The organism is Roseateles depolymerans (genome assembly GCF_003387155.1).
GTDB lineage: Bacteria > Pseudomonadota > Gammaproteobacteria > Burkholderiales > Burkholderiaceae_C > Roseateles > Roseateles depolymerans.
Genome location: NZ_QUMT01000001.1, coordinates 1,713,358 through 1,729,958, shown reverse-complemented (window position 1 = coordinate 1,729,958; position 16,601 = coordinate 1,713,358). Strand labels below are relative to the sequence as shown.

At 60.1% G+C, this 16,601-nt stretch carries 19 protein-coding genes and 1 pseudogene; 3 read left to right on the top strand and 17 right to left on the bottom strand.

Features of this window, described 5'->3' with window-relative positions; all coding sequences use genetic code 11:
• Positions 1 to 18: 18 nt before the first annotated feature.
• Entirely contained in the window at positions 19 to 471 is a 453-nt protein-coding gene (locus DES44_RS07685; protein ID WP_058935502.1) for a group II truncated hemoglobin, read from the top strand.
• A 10-nt stretch (positions 472 to 481) separates the two neighbouring features.
• On the opposite strand, the pseudogene DES44_RS07680 reads toward DES44_RS07685, so the two are convergent.
• From DES44_RS07680 to DES44_RS07655, 13 genes and pseudogenes are all read right to left on the bottom strand, one after another.
• Positions 482 to 873 (bottom strand): annotated as a pseudogene (locus DES44_RS07680) (transposase); the annotation flags it as partial.
• A 90-nt stretch (positions 874 to 963) separates the two neighbouring features.
• A complete protein-coding gene (locus DES44_RS07675) occupies positions 964 to 1,308 on the bottom strand; it encodes a hypothetical protein (protein WP_058935504.1) in 345 nt (114 codons plus the stop codon).
• 112 nt (positions 1,309 to 1,420) lie between these two features.
• Positions 1,421 to 2,536, bottom strand: coding sequence for an RHS repeat domain-containing protein (locus DES44_RS07670; RefSeq protein WP_058935505.1), 1,116 nt, complete (start codon positions 2,534 to 2,536; stop codon positions 1,421 to 1,423).
• 346 nt (positions 2,537 to 2,882) lie between these two features.
• Entirely contained in the window at positions 2,883 to 3,368 is a 486-nt protein-coding gene (locus DES44_RS24590; RefSeq protein WP_147307013.1) for a DUF6714 family protein, read from the bottom strand.
• A gap of 142 nt (positions 3,369 to 3,510) precedes the next feature.
• Positions 3,511 to 3,987 (bottom strand): hypothetical protein, encoded by a 477-nt coding sequence (locus DES44_RS24585; RefSeq protein ID WP_147307012.1) that lies wholly within the window; start codon positions 3,985 to 3,987, stop codon positions 3,511 to 3,513.
• A 347-nt stretch (positions 3,988 to 4,334) separates the two neighbouring features.
• Positions 4,335 to 4,640, bottom strand: a complete 306-nt coding sequence (locus tag DES44_RS24580; protein WP_147307011.1) for a hypothetical protein — start codon at positions 4,638 to 4,640, stop codon at positions 4,335 to 4,337.
• Between the two features lie 231 nt (positions 4,641 to 4,871).
• Positions 4,872 to 5,132 carry a hypothetical protein gene (locus DES44_RS07665; RefSeq protein WP_058935506.1) on the bottom strand — a complete coding sequence of 87 codons (261 nt, stop codon included), beginning with the start codon at positions 5,130 to 5,132 and terminating at the stop codon, positions 4,872 to 4,874.
• A gap of 139 nt (positions 5,133 to 5,271) precedes the next feature.
• Positions 5,272 to 5,676, bottom strand: a complete 405-nt coding sequence (locus DES44_RS24575) for a hypothetical protein (RefSeq protein WP_147307010.1) — start codon at positions 5,674 to 5,676, stop codon at positions 5,272 to 5,274.
• Positions 5,677 to 5,788: 112 nt separating this feature from the next.
• Complete coding sequence (locus DES44_RS24570; RefSeq protein WP_147307009.1) at positions 5,789 to 6,289, bottom strand: hypothetical protein; 501 nt, start codon at positions 6,287 to 6,289, stop codon at positions 5,789 to 5,791.
• A 47-nt stretch (positions 6,290 to 6,336) separates the two neighbouring features.
• On the bottom strand, positions 6,337 to 6,762 hold the full coding sequence (locus DES44_RS24565) for a hypothetical protein (RefSeq protein WP_147307008.1): 426 nt from the start codon (positions 6,760 to 6,762) through the stop codon (positions 6,337 to 6,339).
• Between the two features lie 111 nt (positions 6,763 to 6,873).
• Positions 6,874 to 7,554 (bottom strand): hypothetical protein, encoded by a 681-nt coding sequence (locus DES44_RS24560; RefSeq protein WP_147307007.1) that lies wholly within the window; start codon positions 7,552 to 7,554, stop codon positions 6,874 to 6,876.
• Between the two features lie 78 nt (positions 7,555 to 7,632).
• Positions 7,633 to 8,115: a hypothetical protein gene (locus DES44_RS07660; RefSeq protein ID WP_058935507.1), complete on the bottom strand. Its 483-nt coding sequence runs from the start codon at positions 8,113 to 8,115 to the stop codon at positions 7,633 to 7,635.
• 456 nt (positions 8,116 to 8,571) lie between these two features.
• Entirely contained in the window at positions 8,572 to 9,120 is a 549-nt protein-coding gene (locus DES44_RS07655) for a demethoxyubiquinone hydroxylase family protein (RefSeq protein WP_232309787.1), read from the bottom strand.
• Positions 9,121 to 9,349: 229 nt separating this feature from the next.
• On the opposite strand from DES44_RS07655, the gene DES44_RS07650 reads away from it, so the two are divergent.
• A complete protein-coding gene (locus tag DES44_RS07650; protein WP_058937461.1) occupies positions 9,350 to 11,260 on the top strand; it encodes an acid phosphatase in 1,911 nt (636 codons plus the stop codon).
• A 19-nt stretch (positions 11,261 to 11,279) separates the two neighbouring features.
• Here the strand turns inward: DES44_RS07650 and DES44_RS07645 are convergent, their stop codons facing one another.
• Genes DES44_RS07645 through DES44_RS07630 form a run of 4 tightly spaced genes read right to left on the bottom strand, consistent with a single transcriptional unit; the run spans position 11,280 to position 16,219 of the window.
• Positions 11,280 to 12,146: a sialate O-acetylesterase gene (locus tag DES44_RS07645; protein ID WP_058935509.1), complete on the bottom strand. Its 867-nt coding sequence runs from the start codon at positions 12,144 to 12,146 to the stop codon at positions 11,280 to 11,282.
• A 45-nt stretch (positions 12,147 to 12,191) separates the two neighbouring features.
• On the bottom strand, positions 12,192 to 13,253 hold the full coding sequence (locus DES44_RS07640) for an acyltransferase family protein (protein WP_058935510.1): 1,062 nt from the start codon (positions 13,251 to 13,253) through the stop codon (positions 12,192 to 12,194).
• 13 nt (positions 13,254 to 13,266) lie between these two features.
• Complete coding sequence (locus DES44_RS07635; protein WP_058935511.1) at positions 13,267 to 14,523, bottom strand: pyridoxal-dependent decarboxylase, exosortase A system-associated; 1,257 nt, start codon at positions 14,521 to 14,523, stop codon at positions 13,267 to 13,269.
• Positions 14,510 to 16,219 (bottom strand): acyl-CoA ligase (AMP-forming), exosortase A system-associated, encoded by a 1,710-nt coding sequence (locus tag DES44_RS07630; RefSeq protein ID WP_058935512.1) that lies wholly within the window; start codon positions 16,217 to 16,219, stop codon positions 14,510 to 14,512. The genes DES44_RS07635 and DES44_RS07630 overlap by 14 nt, the downstream gene beginning before the upstream one ends.
• Positions 16,220 to 16,340: 121 nt before the next feature.
• Here DES44_RS07630 and DES44_RS07625 point away from each other — a divergent pair, with 121 nt between their 5' ends.
• Positions 16,341 to 16,592 (top strand): acyl carrier protein, encoded by a 252-nt coding sequence (locus DES44_RS07625; RefSeq protein WP_058935513.1) that lies wholly within the window; start codon positions 16,341 to 16,343, stop codon positions 16,590 to 16,592.
• The last annotated feature ends 9 nt before the right edge of the window (positions 16,593 to 16,601 follow it).

The following is a 16,601-nucleotide window of genomic DNA, read 5'->3' as shown; positions in this document are numbered from 1 at the left end:
CTTCATTGGATACCGACCATGACCCAGCCCACTTTGTTTGCGGCCCTCGGTGGCGAGGACGGCGTTCTGCGCCTGGCTCAGGCATGGCACGCAAGGGCGCTGGCGGACGAGGTGGTGTCTCACGCCTTCAGTCATGGGTTTCATCCTCGTCACACTGAGCGGTTGGCCGCCTATTGGTGCGAAGCATGGGGCGGGCCTGCGCTTTACAGTGGCCGGCTGGGGACGGAGTCCTCAGTCGTGAAGATGCACAGCGGTAATGGCGTGCATGAAGAAATGGATCAGCGGGCGATCGCCTGTTTCGATCAGGCCATGGACGACATTGGCCTTGCGGATATGGAATTGCGGCGCGTGCTGCACGACTACTTCGTGTGGACGACCACGAACACGATCGTGGCATATCCCGCAAGCAAGGCAGACGTGCCGGGGGACTTGGTGATGCCGCGCTGGTCTTGGGATGGGCTGGCGGGTTGATCGCGCGTTGGCCGCGGGCGTACATGGCCACCTTCTTGTCGTAAAACCCTGTGAAGCGGCGCTCATGCTTGGGCATCTGGATCGGTTCAAAGGAACCGGCGCGGTCCCGTGGCACTTCAATGCGCAGCGGTCCGTCCTCCTTCAGCACCGTCTCGGCAGACTTGCCGTTGCGCTTACTGGTAGCTTCTTAGGCTTGGCCGTGCCGGGCGGATAGCCCAGGTGGTGCGACAACTCGGCACCCATCGCGCGCTCGATCAACGCCTTCTTCAACGCCATGGTCGCAGCATTGATCCGCTCGGCCGTCATCGGCGTAGCGCCGCAAGTCAGTTGCTCAATGAGTTTCTTGGGGATGGACGGCAGCGCCGTCATACCGGCCCCAGCCGGCTTCTTCTTGCTTGGCATAGATGCTCTTGGTGGTCAGGCTATGCCTCGCACACAAAAATCCTGACAGGGTCAGCTTCGCAAGCTCAGCCCAACATACCTGGCTTCACATCAGTGGCGCAACCTTGACTGGAAGTAACCGAGGGCCCTCAAAGCCACAAGGTGCCTGCGCCTGAAGAACAAAACCGCAAGCAACAGACACACCAGATACCCCATCAGCGCCACCGACCGCATTTCCTCGCTGGAAGCCGCGCGCGGCCCTTGAACGAGTTCGAGCCCGAAGAGGGGTAAAGCAAACGTACACGCAACAACGCCATACAGCAAAAGCCCCAGGACCAGTGGAAGCGGGCGAGGCAGGCGAGCCACCCGGCGCAGAAGCCAAGCGAAGACTTCCAGGACCGCCATCAGGGCAATGGTCCAAGCCGCAAAGTAGGCCAATAGCTGGAGCCAGATCATGTGCAGGTCCTTGGTTATTTATCGACTGCAACTGCACCGGCCAGTGCCGGCAAGTTCCCCACTGCCGACTACAGCGCCTTCGGCGGCCGCCCCCAACGTCAATGCTGGCGACCTACTCACAGATTGGCTCCCGATCACTCAAGCTCTTTCCCGTCGCATAGTTACCTGCGCCTTGGCCGAGCAAGCTCGCGGCAGCCGCGCCAGCAGCACCACCAGCCCAGTGAGATGCCCAAGGATTCACCGCACCCACGAGCGCTCCCGCGCCTGCACCATAGATTGCCCCTTTCCATCCACCGGAAATGTACCCGCCGATTCCGCCAGCAATCCCGCCATAGATCGCTCCGGGAATACCGACCTCACCGGTCGGATCGATGTAGCTAAACGGGTTCCCCCCAACGTATGAGTAGGGGTTGATACCGCCTTCCGACCCAATGGGATCACTTTGGACGTATCTTCCACTTGTCGAATCGTAATCGCGGAAGTAGTTGTAGTTGAGGCCGGTCTCTCCGTCAAAGTACTGGCCTGGAAAGCGCAAGGGGAATGCCACTGCCGCCAAGCCGGACGGCGCAGGTTCTGCCGCCGTGGACCCAAACGGCTCTGCGATCCACCGCCAGTGCTCCGCCCCTGACCTGTCCACCAGGATCCTAGGCGCCCCCAGGTGGTCTGAGTAGCTGAAGAACACCTCGTTGCTGTTGGCCTTACCCAGCACGATCAGCGGCTGTCCGTCGAGCCACACCACTTCCTGAATGGCGGAACCGTCCTGAGCGTACTCCTCCAGCAGTTCAGGACTGGAGCCATACACAAACAGCCTTGCCTGTGCAGGCGCGGCCGCATTGGACTTGCTCACCCGCTGCCCGCCGGCGTCGTAGCTGTAGCTCGTCGTCTGCCCCGCCTTGGTGATGGCGGTGAGCCGGTTGTCCGTGCTGTACACCGCGCTGCTGTACATCGCCGTGTCCGTCAGCGTGTTGCCCGCCGCGTCATAGCTCATGCTGCGCACCGGGTTGCTGATCTGCTCCAGCCGGTTGCTGGTGGCGGACGTGGTGTACGCGCGGCTGGTGCCGTTGAGCGTCACCTGCGTGCGGTTGCCATTGGCGTCATAGCCAATGGTCCAGCTCTGAGCAGGCGTGCTGATGGTGGTCAGTCGCCCCAGCTCGTCATACCCGAAGGTCTGCTCCAGCGCCTGCGTGGCGGCCGTCGCCTCGCCAATGCTGGCGTACGGCTCCAGCACTGAACTGTCGTCGGATACCTATCCCCTTTCAAGAATCGCGTTTGCCCACGCAATGTGTGGGGCGAGTTGTTCACACCATTGTGGCGACACTCACGCGAACACGTCATGAGCAAACCAACCTGCGAGCAGCTAGCTGGTGCCACATCCCTCCCCGACCACTTGATTAGCCCACTGGCGTTCAGTGAACTTCGTCGGTGGGTGCTCCACGTAGGAATACGTGTTGATGCCGCCGTCTGGCCAGATGGGGTCACTTTGAACGTAGCTCCGCCCAGGCACCCATCCGCCGCAGTTGGAGGCCTTTCCCTGAGGCGTGACGCGGGGTTCGGATGTTGCCAGCAATCGACGCCTACTCGGAACGCGGCACGCGCCGTCCGACAAGAACCTTTTTCAAAAATGAAATTCCTCGCTGCAATTCAGCAGAGCAATACTTACCCCAGTACTCGTCTGTCGAAAAACATCGCAATAGATTCAGTAGGGTTTGAATCTGACTATCCGTAATGAACTTTAGACGATTATTGGCATCACCCTCAAAACGCTCCAGTGGCGACAGACTGTATAACAAAAACTCGGTTTCAAATTTGTTGTACTCTGCCTCAGGTGTCGCGCAGTATCTCAAATAGTGAGGAAGCAGCCATTGCCATGACTTGGCAGAAAGATGAGACAGTTCTTGGTGGAGTTGACGAATCTCTTCCCCGCCAATTGGCCGGCCTCTGATAGCGTCAACATCCTCTGCTAGCTGCGAGCACTCATGACATCCCTGGTCATGATTTGGGATTTCCGCAAACGACGGCATATCCACGAATGGAAACGCCTGTTCGATTTCATTTGCCATTTTTCAACGCCTGCTCCAGAGCCGACTTCACAGTCTTCGACATGCCGCTGCGCGACTCCTACCGTCCCAGCATTTCACCGCTGTGGCAGTCGATGACCAGGGCCATGGTCGTCCGGCCATCGCCCGCCTTGGAGTTTCAGGTTCATGACCGGCATCCGACTTCGCGAACCGCGTTTACACATTCCCTCAGAATTTGATCCCTATTGGAGTTGGCAAAATAAACGCAAAGCACGATGGCGAAGGCCGTACCCAAAGCTGAAGCAACAGCACTATCCCTAAAAAGCACGGACGCGAAGAACATACCGAACAGCGGAATATTCCAATTCGCAAACAAGACACATTTCTTCGACAAACCGCGCCCAATATCGGGGCATTTCAGCACGCCGTGAAAATATGCAAACCGCGCAGCTCCATATTTCTTTTGCCGCACAAGAATATCACCCCCGTTGTTTGAGAAAAATTTAAGCAGCTCAATGCCATCTTTTGATCCACCTAAATTTTCAGGAACTCGAACCATCAGAATTGGGATCCCAACCTTGAAATAAGGGGCAATCCAAAAATACTGAATCACTCCCTCTACTACCCCAATCACTATCATCCAGAAGAACAGGCTATCCATTTTCAAAGCTCGTTAACCGCATCCGTACTCAATTTGCCGCTGCCAGATAATATCCCCAAGTCCCAACGGTTTTCAGGCGATTGGCGAGACTTGACCTTGAGCGCACGCGAGCTTGAGCCTCTTCTACCCGTGGGTCGCAGCTCTGCGGTTCTGCCAAGTCATCACGAAGAGGGCGCCTGCTGCACCAATGCCGCAGCTCGCGAAGCGCACCTCAAGTGGAACATGCAACGTCGGGTGATTGATCGAGAGCGCTATCGCGACGATCACCGAGAAAAGGCTCAGATCGGCATTCAGTCGCCACTGCGCATACTCATGCGGGGATCGACGATTTTCTAGTACTCAACCATTCATTGATTTTCTTTGCAGCGCTCAGCATAAACGCTTATGACCAACTCAATTTCAGATTGCCCTAACTGTTCCATGTGCGCACCTTGCAGTGAAAAACCAGCAAACTCCGAATTTGAGTGCAACTCACACCAAAGGCTTAGATTTATATCTTGGATATAAAGCAAGGCTTTGGCATGTAGGCAAGCCCAGCCTGAGGCTCTGGCAAGCGCTTCATCAAACTGCTCCCCATGATATTTTTCGAACTCCCAAAATACCCTGTGATCATCCCGGCTGGGTATCGCAGGCGCGGTTTTCGAGGGGGACATTGACACTCGAATTGCCAACTCCTCGACGTCGTGCGAAAGGGAGGAAGCGCAAAGCGTGATCCGAAAATTATTAATTGACATTAACGGATAAAATGAAAGTTTAACTTTCACCTAGCCCAAGGGAACTACTAAGCCAACTGACTTTCTGGCCAAACAAAAGGTCAGCATCAAACAAGCTCTTAACTCACAGCTCAAACCGGTCGAATTGAAGGACCAAGCGCCTGGATCGCTTTAACGCTTATTGATCGGTCCACCAATGAAGATCAGGAGCAACGCGATTGCGATCCCACCAATCACGAAACGTCCAGACGTCTTCTTTGAACTGATTCTTTCGATGCGAAAGATCAAGGGCCACACCAAGAGGACATCCAGCAAGGATGGAGCCTCTCCCTGCTTGCTAGCTCGAAGCGAATACAAGGTCAGCGCACCACCTGCAATCACAATGATCAAAACCAGCAAAAGGAATCCATAACCACCAAGGAACTCGCTCATCTTCTCTCTTTAATTTGAATCATGGGCAGGTCTCATTCAAGCTTCTGGCTTACCAGCATCTTTTGCGAAACCTACTTCGAGCTGTGCCTTCATTGTGGCCGCTCACATGAACAACCTACATTTTCCAGTACAAAGCGTATTACGAATTCTTGTGTTTTGTCATATGCCATGCAAAGCATTTAGCCAACACGCTTGGGATACCAATAACATTTTTTTTCGTCCATTTTTCGATTTGAAGCGTTTCCTCTGGACGGGCAATACCGCTCCACAAACCAACATACCTCGAAGCGGACGGGTCATTCTTGTAGAACAAATAGACCTCATCTGACTGATGAGTTTCAGTGTACAAGATCCACCACCCTCTGAATTGAAAAGACTCTTGGACGTCCGAACCGTCCATCGCCAATTGCGTTGAAACGGAAAGACTAAGTCGCCGGGCATCAACAGCACTCAGCGACCTATCAACGTCATCGCAAGGAGACTTCGCTGCCATTGCTGAAAGTGCATGGAACCACAACCAAAAGGCTAGGAAAATTCGCTTCATTTCAAATACCTATTTGCTGCTGCCATAGGCAGCCTCACCGCTATCTCCGAGGCCCGGCTACATTGTTCAGCGCGTTGCACCGGCATTACTAAGTGCAGCTGACAGCAAACTCTCAATAAAGCCAGCTCTCTACAGCAATGTAGGCTGCACGAAGACTAGGGTCTGAGTGCCAGTCTTTCATAACTCTTCTCCTTGCAGCTCTATCTATGTGTTCGAGGAACCCATTGATGACAATGGTCTTCTTACTGTCATCCGAAATCAAGAGGCGGCCGAAACGATCCGCTATATCTTTCAGCGTGACTGCACTCCTATTTTCGCAGACATATAGATTGAACAACGAAGCGAGATCCCAACAGGCTTCGTAAGCACTATGAATCCAATCATCTCCGGAGATCTTAGCATCCACACATTCAAACAGATAATTGAGATAATAACTTTCCCATTCTCTTTGAGTCAGAGGCGGTTGAATCTTGGAGAAATTACGGACCTTTTCGAAGCAACCCACTGCGACTGCACGCAGCCTCAAATCCGGACTTGATAGCCAGGTCTCAGCTTCTGCTTTAGTAATCGATGATCGTGCGGATATACAATCAAAAAGATCATTGGCCTTCATTTGCGAACACCTTTGAGGGTTGCGAAGATATCGCAAGGTCGATTTCGTCATATCCGCTCGTTCGCAAACAAATACTGCCTGTCAACCTCAACCGGCTCTCCAACCACTAAATTTGCCTGACTCGCACCCAGTGAAATGAAAGATTTTTGATCTGCCATTCGGAGCATCCATTTGTAGTACTGCGGCGTACGGATCATGGATTCAACAGGCTCTCTAGATATCTCTACGACAAATGGCCCTGAGACTGCTTGGCTATAGCCGCTACCACCCCAATCGACATGAACGACCAAATCAGTGACGTTTTCAAATCGCAGATTAGCTTTGGCGACCAAGAACCTGCATCTATGCGCGGACTCTATAGTTGAAATAGGAACGTCAATGTCAAGGTGCAGCTCAGAGACCCAGTCCTCCACCTTGAAAGATATTCCATGAATTAAAGCGTCATGGATATCTGAGTAACTGAAATTTTTCATTTGCCCCGCTCAATTTCGAGGTGCTGACACGGCACATCAGCCAAATTCATGACGTCATGTCCCCAGGCGATCTTTGATTCCATGTGCGTCACGGAAATACCGCCGAGCCCACTATTTACCGCCCATTGAATATCTTTCTCGTTCTCGCTGATATGCCGCAATACAAGCGTGAATCTTTGGCACGGAAGCCAGGGTTGGAATTTTTTGGAGGATTGAGATCCGTTGATCGATCGTCTGACGCGGCTCAACCTCTGGAAACTTTTCCAAGTATGCATCGACAGCACAGACCTCACTGATGTGGGAGATGGGCACAGCAGGCAGAACCTTGCTCGGACATTCTCCCATCGCAATTTCCAGCGAATAGCGGTGTGCAGCCAACGCTTCCAAGTTGGTTGTGTCCAGCAATCGGACACTCAATCTGATGGCTCTAAGATTGCATGCTTCGACTTCCCTGAGAAGAGCAGCCATTTTGGTTTCCCAGTGGTCTGTCAAAAACCTATTAGCGGCTTCGACGCTAGACCTATTCAGTTGCCTCTCGATCTCCCTGAAATCTTTATAGGTCGCAGCACATGCGATCGAAGAAAATGCCGCAAGAAACATCAGTAGAACAATTTGACGAATCTTGGTTTTTGAAGAATCTGGAGCACAATATTTCTGCTGCTTCAATTCTTGGCTACTTTTCAGGCCTCTCATAAAATTCCAAGTCACAACTTGCCAGAAATGTCTACCGCAAGGAATAGCTGGAAATGAGTCTCTAATCCATTGAATGGTATTGCGACTGACCTGGGACACGTGGACTTTTAGCAGCTGGGTTAATTCGAAAAAACTGGGACCATTGCAAATGATGCGCGCAATAAATTCCGTCAATCTCTACAAATGACGCAGGACATTTTTCATCCTATTCAGGCTCAACAACTGCAACGCGGAAACAGCCAGATGATCAAGGGAAGATAGCCAAATCACCACATCGGCTTCGCTACAGACAAGCCCTTTCAGATCAAGACATTCGCGCATCTCATTCAATAGCGATTGAACGTTCTCTGCATCCTTGAATAAGATTTCCTTAAGCGCAGCCGCTATATCCGACGACAATCCATTTCCATCTGCATGGTAGTAAAACCATGCATCGTGGATTTGCCATGCGCTCAATTCTTGATTACCTGAGATAGCGAAGTAATTTAAATAGATACCTAGGTTCAAGTCCAAGTCGCTAGCCACATCTTCTGAGTTGAAGTTCAGCAAAGCGTCATGCACTGCATCCCGTAGGAAATCCAGTCTCTTTTCGATATCAATGATGTCTTTTTCGCTAAATTTCTGCTCAAAATCTCGCCATTTAATTTTATTTTCCATCATTTTGATCGCTGAAACTTATTGATGCGCAATGCGCTTTGGTAACTCACCAGCGCAGTTCGTGAAAGGGCCCGCAAGCTAGCAAATCTTGCTAGCTGCTATCTCGTTTGGACCTCACGATATCCATGAATGCCTGAACCTTTATGTTTTGACAGGCACCCGCGATGCAAGCGACTGCCAGTACACCGAAGAAAATGCTTGCGAACACCGATGCAATACGCTTTGGGCCAACCCCTTGGGTCCGCACTCTGAAGGCAACGAGTCCGAGGGCACCAAATGCAACCCCAAGCACGAAAAATGAGATTGCTTCCGGCGAGTGGCCAAATGCCACCCCCCACTTCAATACTTTATTCAGCGTGCTATCGAAAGGCATTTTTGACAAACAAGTTTTATTTGTACACAGCATCCGCACGGGTTAACAACCCGCTCAACTCAGCTACTCCCAAAAACGGTCCCGCCCTACAACCGCATTCCCAGCGCAATCACCCCTTCAGTACACCCCTCCACCCCCAAAGCCAGCACACGCAACCCCATCCCCATCTCCCGCCCTTGAAGATGCCCCACAGACCGATCATGGTGCAGTCGCTCCTCCTCAACGATTGACCGGATCGCATCGCAAGCCGCAGGATCGCTGCCGCCCAGTTCCTCCAGTTGCTGCTCCAGATGCCGGAGCACCACCTGCTCAACGGCCACCGTCGTCGCGGCAATGGCGCGACTGCCCAGAAGCGCAGTAATAACGCCCAGCGCATACCCCCCGACCCCACACAGCAGATAGCTGCGACAACGCCGCACCCCTCGCCGCTCAAGCTCCGCCTGGAAGATGCCTCGATGCTTCCGCTCATGCGCGTGAAACTCCGCCAATTCGCCGAGCATCCTCCGCGCCGTGAATCGAGCCACCAAGCGCTGCCCCGCATAGATGTTCACGGCGCCATGCTCCCCCGCGTGATTGACCTTCAGGATCCGGTCCGCATGTCCGCTCGCCGGCCGACGGGCTTCCATCAGTTCCATGTCGTACACCCCTCCCACCCCGAATTAATCGATTTACCAACAAATCTGACTTTTCACGCAGCCGACATGTTGCCTCCCTAGAGTCCGGCGGTTTTTCACCACCCTCCCCGGTCTCCCGGTCCACCCCATGCGCGCTTCGCTCCTCCCCGCCGCCCTTGTGTCCCCCGGCACGCCCCTGCACCGCTTCCCCCTGCGCCCAGTCGCCCTGGCCCTGCTGACCGGCTTCCTGATGACCGGCTGCGGCGGTGATGGCGGCGACGATACCAGCGTCGCTACCCTGCCCGCAGCTCCCACCGGCCTGGGCACCACCGACACCGCGCCGGTACAGGACGCCACCGCCGTCCCGCCCTTCGTCGACAACGCTGCCACCAACCAGCGCGGCGATGCCCGCTACGCCACGCTGCAGACCAACGCCGGCGTGCGCGCCGTCTCCGGCTTCCTCAGCGTCTGGCAGCCCAGCACGCAGATCGTGGACGCCGGTGTCACCGCCGCCGCCAACGGCAGCTTCCCGGCCGTGACCGCCTCCACCTGGTCCGGCATCCCGGGTGACGCCACCGACGGCAAGGTGCTCGACACCGCCGCGCACAGCGCCAACATCCAGTACGTGGTCACCGCCACCGCCGCCCGCACGGACGCACAAGCCCTGGCCGCCTACCTCGACGACCGCCGCGGCAAGGGCTACAGCATCAGCGACGGCATGGGCCCGCTGACCAGCGCCTGGCGCACCGCCGCGGGCCAGACCACCAGCATCACCAGCATGCCGGCCGACGCCACCACGGTGCTCTACAACGACACCGGCGCCGATGTCGGCGTGAGCACGGCCGCAGGCAACAAGACCCTCGGCCTGGCCGTGGACTTCATCAACAACGTCGGCGACAACGCCTCCACCGAACCCGCCAAGCGCTTCTACAAGTACGCGCGTCCGTGGCGCTGGAGCAGCAACGTCATCGTCGTGCCGCAACTGGTCCCGGCCAAGAGCAGCACGCCCACCACCGACGGCGGCTACATCAGCGGCCACACGGCTGAAGGCGTGCGCAAGGCGCTGGCCATGGCCTATCTGGTGCCGCAGCGCTTCCAGGAAATGATGGCCCGCTCGCTGGAGCTCGGCGAAAACCGCATCCTGGCCGGCATGCATTCGCCGATGGACGTGATCGGTGGACGCATCCTGGGCCAGGCCTCGGCCGCTGCCGCCATCGCCAACGGGTCGAACGTCGCCATCAAGACCACCGCCTATCAGCAGGCGCAAGCCGCGATGCAATCGGCTGCGGGCGCGAGCTCCTTCGCCGCGCTGCAGACCTACGCCCACTCGGCCGCCGCCGCCGACGACCGCTTCAACGACTGGGTCTCGCTGCGCACCAACGCCCAGCGCCGCATGACCTTCGGCCTGCCGCAGACCGGCGACAAGACCAAGGCCGCGGTTGTCCCCAAGGGCGCTGAAGTGCTGCTCGAAACCCGCCTGCCCTACCTGAGCGCCGACCAGCGCCGCGTGGTGCTCAAGACCACCGCCCTGCCCTCCGGCTGGCTGGTGATGGACGACGCCGAAGGTTGGGGCCGCCTGAACTACGTGGCGGCGGCCGACGGCTACGGCGCCTTCAACGGCGACGTGGACCTGACGATGGACGGCACCCTGGGCGGCTTCTACGCCGAAGACAGCTGGCGCAATGACATCGGCGGCGCCGGTAAGCTGACCAAGTCCGGCAGCGGCACGCTGCACCTGAGCGGCGCCAACACCTTCAGCGGTGGCCTGGTGCTCAAGGCCGGTGTGATCTCCGCCGACAGCAGCTCGGCCCTGGGCAAGGGCGACGTCTATCTGGCCGGCGGCACGCTGGTCAGCAATGCCGCAGCACCGCAAGTGGCCGTGGGTGGCAAGTTCAGCCAGCGCGCCGGCTCCACGCTGCAGGTGGTGCTGGGCGGCAGCGGCGCGGGCCGCCTGGTCGCTGCGGGCGCGGTGAACGTCGAAGACGGTGCCACGCTGAATGTGAAGTTTGCCAAGGGCACCGTCGTCAAGGCGGGTGACACGGTACAGGTGCTCAGCGGCGCCTCGCTGGCCGGTCGCTACAGCACGGTGACCGTGGACGGCTTCACCAAGATCAGCGTGAGCTACAGCGGCACGGCGCTGAGCATCAAGATCGAGGGTTGATGCCTGGGAGCCGCTCGCATTACTGCGGCGGCTTCATCGCCAACGCCTGGCGCCACAACACGGCTGCTGCTTTCACGCCCTCGGCGCTGAAGTGGCAGCCGTTTCTCATGGCGCCGGTCAAGCTGTCGGTGTCGGGCCCCGCCCGGAAACCGTTCCCCGGCTCATCGACCAGGTCCGCGACGGCCGCCCGCACGTCCTGGCGCAGGCGCTCGTCGGCACGCGGGCAATAGGTCGATCGCGCCAGCCACCACGGCCCCGGCAGCCCTCGCGCCTCGGTCAGCGCCCGCAGGCGCCGCATGCCGCGCATGTAGTCCTCGGTGCTGGTGCCGCTCAGGGCATCGGCCTCGCCCTGCTGCCACAGCACTCCCGCAATCGGCCAGCCGGTGGCTACCGTGGCATCGATCTCGCGCTCCCATGCCTGCCGCAGCGGACTGCCGTCCTCGATCCAGTCCTGCAGCGAGGTGGACTCGACCGCCATCACCATCCAGACGACCGGACGCCCTGCCCACTGTCCACCCAACTGTTGATGCACCGACGACCACAGGCTCGCGCCCGAGCCGGTGGCCCCGGGCAGCGGGTCCTGCACCATCACACACCGGCCCTGATGCAGCACCGGGATGGGCGGACGGGGTGCCGTGGACGCGGGCGGATCTCCGTGGTTGCCGGCGTTGGATTGGCCCATGGCCACCAGCACCAGGGGCATGCGGCCCGCCAACCAGGCGTCGCAACTGGCGCTTCCGGTGGGAACGGGCCGGATCGCTTTCACCCGGGCTTCCAGCGACTGATCCGCCCGCCGCTCGTCCGCCCAGAGTTTGAGTCCGGCGGCGGCAGCGGTCATCAGCACAGTGCCGCTCAGGACGGCCCAGCCCCATTGGCGTGATCGCATGGGTCGCTCAACCACCGGGCGCGCAGACAGCCATCAGACCGTCCTTCATGCCGCGGCCTCCCGCAGCTGACGCTGTTGATACCGCCGGCGGATCCAGCGCATGGCCGGTTGCTCCACCGCATGCGTGAGGGCATGCGCCAGACCCAGCGACACCGCCAGCACCAGCACAATCGCCAGCGTGGCCGGCAGCCCCATGCCTTCCAGCCGACGCAGCAGCGCCCAGCCGATGTTCTCGTGCAGCAGATACATCGTGTAGGAGATGCTGCCCAGCCACAGCCACAGGCGATGCTCCAGCCAGGTCCAGCGCCCAAGGGCCGCTCCGTAGAGCAGGACGAGGCAGCCGCAGGCGAGCAGTGCGACCCAGGGCCCCTGCCCCAGACCGATGACCAGGACAGCCGCTGCAGCCATCCGCCAGGCGCCCGCCGTGCCGGAGGATCGCGCCTCACCCGGGTCCATCGACGCGGCACGGCTGGTCAAAGAGCCTCGATAGACCGCAACCCCCAGCGCAAACCAGGCGATGTAGGGCAGCAGCATCCATCGCTGCAGCACCCACGGCAGGTCCACCCCGCCCCACTGCGCGGCCAGCACGTACACGGCCCGGATGGCGAGGAAGACCCACAGCACCTGACACAACCGCTTCCCGCCGCCCTGCAGCCAGCTCAGCAGCGCCCAGGCGTAAAACAGCAGCTCCACGGTGAGCGTCCAATACACCCCGTCGACATGGGCCACGCCGGCCAGCTCCTGCAGCATCGTCACATTGGCCAGCAGCGTCGGCCATCCGACTTCCTTGCCGGGCAGGCCCAGCAGATGCGTCAGTGCAAAGGTCAGCAGCAGCGCGCCCCAATACGCCGGATACAACCGGCTGAAACGCGACACCACGAAATCCATCGGCCGCCGGGTGCGCTCCAGCGTCATGAAGATGACGAAGCCGCTGATCATGAAGAACAGGTTGACGCCGTAATGCCCCCAGGGCAGCGACAGCAGCGGTGCACTGGTGTGACCATACAGGTCCTGATAGCGCGTGGTGTAGTGAAAGCCCACCACCAGCAGCGCGGCCAGCCCCCGCAGCGCATCCAGCTGAGCCAGCCGCCGTGCGGAGCCGCTCATGGCTGCGTCAGCCTCACACCAGCACCTCGGCAGCCGGCGGGTGGCTCAAGAACTGCTGCGGACTCGCGCTGACGCCATAAGCGCCGGACTGGAACACCACCACCAGATCCCCCGGCTCCGCATGCGGCAGCGCCATGCGCTCGCCCAGCAGGTCCAGCGGCGTGCACAGCGGCCCCACCACCGACACCCCGGGCTCCAGCTCCCCGTCCATGCGGTTGCCGATGGCCACCGGATAGTTCTTGCGGATGACCTGGCCGAAGTTGCCCGACGCCGCCAGATGGTGATGCAGGCCGCCGTCGGTCACCAGATAGACCTGTCCGCGGGACACCTTGCGGTCCAGCACGCGGCAGACATACACCCCGGCCTCGCCCACCAGGTACCGGCCCAGCTCGATCACCAGTCGCGTGCCGCCCATTTCCTGCGCCGCACGCGTTTGCAGCGTCGCCAGGTTCTGGCCGATGGGCGCCAGATCCAGCCGCTGCTCGCCGGGGAAATACGGAATACCGAAACCGCCCCCCAGGTTGAGCGTGCGCACCGGCGCCGGGGCGGATTCCGCCAGCCGCAGGGCCAGCTCAAAGCTCTTTTGCTGGGCCTCGATGATGGCCTCGGGTTTGAGGTTCTGGGAGCCGGCAAAAAGATGGAAGCCCTCGAAGCCCAGGCCCGCCTGCCCGATCTGCTGCAGCAGCGCCGGCACCTGCTCCGCATCCACGCCGAACTGCTTGGGGCCACCGCCCATCTTCATGCCGGAGGACTTCAGCTCGAAGTCCGGATTCACGCGCACCGCCACACGCGCCGCATAGCCCGTCTCCGCGCTCAGTCGCGCCAGCAGCGTCACTTCGCGGAAGGATTCGATGTTGACCAGGATGCCGGCCGCCAGCGCCTGGCGCAGTTCAAGCTCGGTCTTGCCCGGCCCGGCGAAGCTGATCTCCCGCGGGTCGGCACCGGCATCCAGCGCCACCTGCAGCTCACCGCCGGAAGCCACGTCGATGCCATCCACCAGCCGGGCCATGTGGGCCACCACGGCTGGCATCGGATTGGCCTTCATCGCGAAATGCAGCTCGATGCCCGCTGGCAGCGCACTGCGCAGCGACTGCACCCGCGCGGTCAACTGCTCGCGGCCATAGGCGTAGAACGGTGTGCGGCCAATGCGGTCCGCCAGGCGCGTCAGCGGCTGACCGCCGATCTGCAACTGCCCATCCACCACCGGAAACTGCACCAGCGGTGCATGCTGCGGCGGCTGTCGGCCCGCTTCTTTCTCAGGACTTTGCATCGGATTCCTGTGCCGCGATCCACTCGGTGCTGAGCAGCTTGCGATCGATCTTGCCGTTGGGGTTGCGGGGGAGCGGCCCGCTGCGCACCTGGACGCCCGCCGGGATCATGTAGGCCGGCATGCGGGCGCGGCAGGCGGTCAGCAGGGCCTGGGTGTCCAGCGTGTCACTCCCCGCCGGGGGCGTGGCAATGACCTGGATGGCCTGCCCGAGGGTCGGATGAGCCACACCAAAGGCCGCGCACTCGCCCAGCAGTTGCGTCGCGTAGAGGATTTCCTCCACCTCGGTCGGGCTCACCCGGTAGCCCGAGGTCTTGATCATCTCGTCACGGCGGCCGATGAAATAGAGGAAGCCTTCGGCATCCATGCGCACCGTGTCGCCGGAGAACACCGCATATTCCGGCAGCTGAAGGCCTGCTTCGCGGCCGGCGGTGCCCGTCGGCAGCAGCTTGTAGCGCTCGGCGGTTTTCTCGGCATCGTTCCAGTAGCCCATGCCCACCAGCGCACCCCGGTGGACCAGCTCGCCCGGCTCATCCGGCGCACAGGGCGTGCCGTCTTCCCGCAGCACCAGGATCTCGGCATTGGGAATGGCCTTGCCAATGGAGTCCGGCCGGCGGTCCACCTCGTCCGGCGGCAGGTAGGTCGAGCGGAAGGCCTCGGTCAGGCCGTACATCAGGAACGGCTTCGCCGACGGCACACGCTGGCGCAGCAGGCCCAGCGTCTCGCGCGGCATCCGTCCGCCCGTGTTGGCGAAGTAGCGCAGGTGTTCATCGATGGCCTGGGGCCATTCGAGCTGGGTGAGCTGGATGTAGAGCGGCGGCACGGCAGTCAGGCCGGTGATGCGGTCTCGCTCCAGGGCCTTGAGCACGTCCCGCGGCATCAGGTAGTTCAGCAGCGTGACCGAGGCCCCGCTGTGGAAGGCCGTTGTCAGCTGGCTGAAGCCGGCGTCGAAGGACAGCGGCAGCGCGGCCAGCAGCCGGTCCTGCGCATGGTTGCCCAGGTAGCTGGCCACGCTCTTGGCGCCCGCCACCATGTTGCGGTGGGACAGCACCACGCCCTTGGGCCGGCCGGTGGAGCCGGAGGTGTAGAGGATGGACACCATGTCGGTGTCGATCACGCGGTGGCCGGGACGGGGCGGAGCGTCCAGAAGATCGGCATACCGGACCCAGCTGGAGTCTGTTCCGCCACCTGCCAGCGCACCAGGGACCGCACCAAGGGCTGCCCCCGTCGCCAACGCCGAAGGCACACCCGCAGCCCCGAGTGCTGCTGTGGGGGTCGCCGCACTCACCGGCGAATCCACCAGCACCACATGACGCAGCGACGGGCACTGCGCCAGCACCGGCTGCAGCGTGGCCAGGCGGTCACGCGAGGTGATTAGCACCCGCACCTCGCAATCCCGCACGATGAAGCCAACCTGCTCGGCCTTCAGGATGGGATTGATGGGCACAAAGACCCCACCCGCCGCCGGCGCGGCAAAGCTGGCCACGACCGTCTCCATCCGCTTGTCCAGATAGATGCCCACCCGCTCGGCGCGGCCCAGGCCCAGCGCCAGCAGCCCGTGGGCCAGCGCCTGCACCTGGCCTGCCAGTTCGCCATAGTTCAGCAGCCGAGCGCCGTCCCTCAGAGCGGGGGCGGCCGGGTCACGGTCGGCGCTGCACTGGATGAGGTGCGGGAGCAGGTGGCTGTCGAGGGCGGGCATGGAAAAAAGTATCTCATGCAGCCCCCCGGAAAGATTTCACCTCCCTGGGGGCCTCCCCTTGGGATGGGGGGGCGCTGGGCGGGCGTGCGCCCGGGGGCCGACGGGTAAGATTCCGCCCGACATGAACACACAAGAACATCTGCTGGACATCCTGGACGACGTCCTGAGCCTGGAGGGGCGTGCCAAGGCCTTCACGCCGGACACGGCGCTGCTGGGCGCATTGCCGGAGCTCGATTCCATGGCCGTCGTCAGCCTGATCACCGCCCTGGAGGAACAGTTCGGCATCGTCGTGGACGATGACGAGATCGACGGTTCCACCTTCGCCACGGTGGGTGCGCTGACGGATTTCCTGAACGGCAAGCTGTCCGCCTGATCGGCGACT

Coding starts and splice junctions, on each gene's coding strand:
- DES44_RS07650 (WP_058937461.1), top strand. CDS start 9,350: ATGACCGGCTGCGGCGGTGATGGCGGCGACGATACCAGCGTCGCTACC.
- DES44_RS24570 (WP_147307009.1), bottom strand. CDS start 6,289: ATGAAGGCCAATGATCTTTTTGATTGTATATCCGCACGATCATCGATT.
- DES44_RS24590 (WP_147307013.1), bottom strand. CDS start 3,368: ATGGCAAATGAAATCGAACAGGCGTTTCCATTCGTGGATATGCCGTCG.
- DES44_RS07675 (WP_058935504.1), bottom strand. CDS start 1,308: ATGATCTGGCTCCAGCTATTGGCCTACTTTGCGGCTTGGACCATTGCC.
- DES44_RS07685 (WP_058935502.1), top strand. CDS start 19: ATGACCCAGCCCACTTTGTTTGCGGCCCTCGGTGGCGAGGACGGCGTT.
- DES44_RS24580 (WP_147307011.1), bottom strand. CDS start 4,640: ATGTCCCCCTCGAAAACCGCGCCTGCGATACCCAGCCGGGATGATCAC.
- DES44_RS24565 (WP_147307008.1), bottom strand. CDS start 6,762: ATGAAAAATTTCAGTTACTCAGATATCCATGACGCTTTAATTCATGGA.
- DES44_RS24575 (WP_147307010.1), bottom strand. CDS start 5,676: ATGAAGCGAATTTTCCTAGCCTTTTGGTTGTGGTTCCATGCACTTTCA.
- DES44_RS24585 (WP_147307012.1), bottom strand. CDS start 3,987: ATGGATAGCCTGTTCTTCTGGATGATAGTGATTGGGGTAGTAGAGGGA.
- DES44_RS07640 (WP_058935510.1), bottom strand. CDS start 13,253: ATGAGCGGCTCCGCACGGCGGCTGGCTCAGCTGGATGCGCTGCGGGGG.
- DES44_RS07645 (WP_058935509.1), bottom strand. CDS start 12,146: ATGCGATCACGCCAATGGGGCTGGGCCGTCCTGAGCGGCACTGTGCTG.
- DES44_RS07635 (WP_058935511.1), bottom strand. CDS start 14,523: ATGCAAAGTCCTGAGAAAGAAGCGGGCCGACAGCCGCCGCAGCATGCA.
- DES44_RS07660 (WP_058935507.1), bottom strand. CDS start 8,115: ATGATGGAAAATAAAATTAAATGGCGAGATTTTGAGCAGAAATTTAGC.
- DES44_RS07665 (WP_058935506.1), bottom strand. CDS start 5,132: ATGAGCGAGTTCCTTGGTGGTTATGGATTCCTTTTGCTGGTTTTGATC.
- DES44_RS07655 (WP_232309787.1), bottom strand. CDS start 9,120: ATGGAACTGATGGAAGCCCGTCGGCCGGCGAGCGGACATGCGGACCGG.
- DES44_RS07630 (WP_058935512.1), bottom strand. CDS start 16,219: ATGCCCGCCCTCGACAGCCACCTGCTCCCGCACCTCATCCAGTGCAGC.
- DES44_RS07625 (WP_058935513.1), top strand. CDS start 16,341: ATGAACACACAAGAACATCTGCTGGACATCCTGGACGACGTCCTGAGC.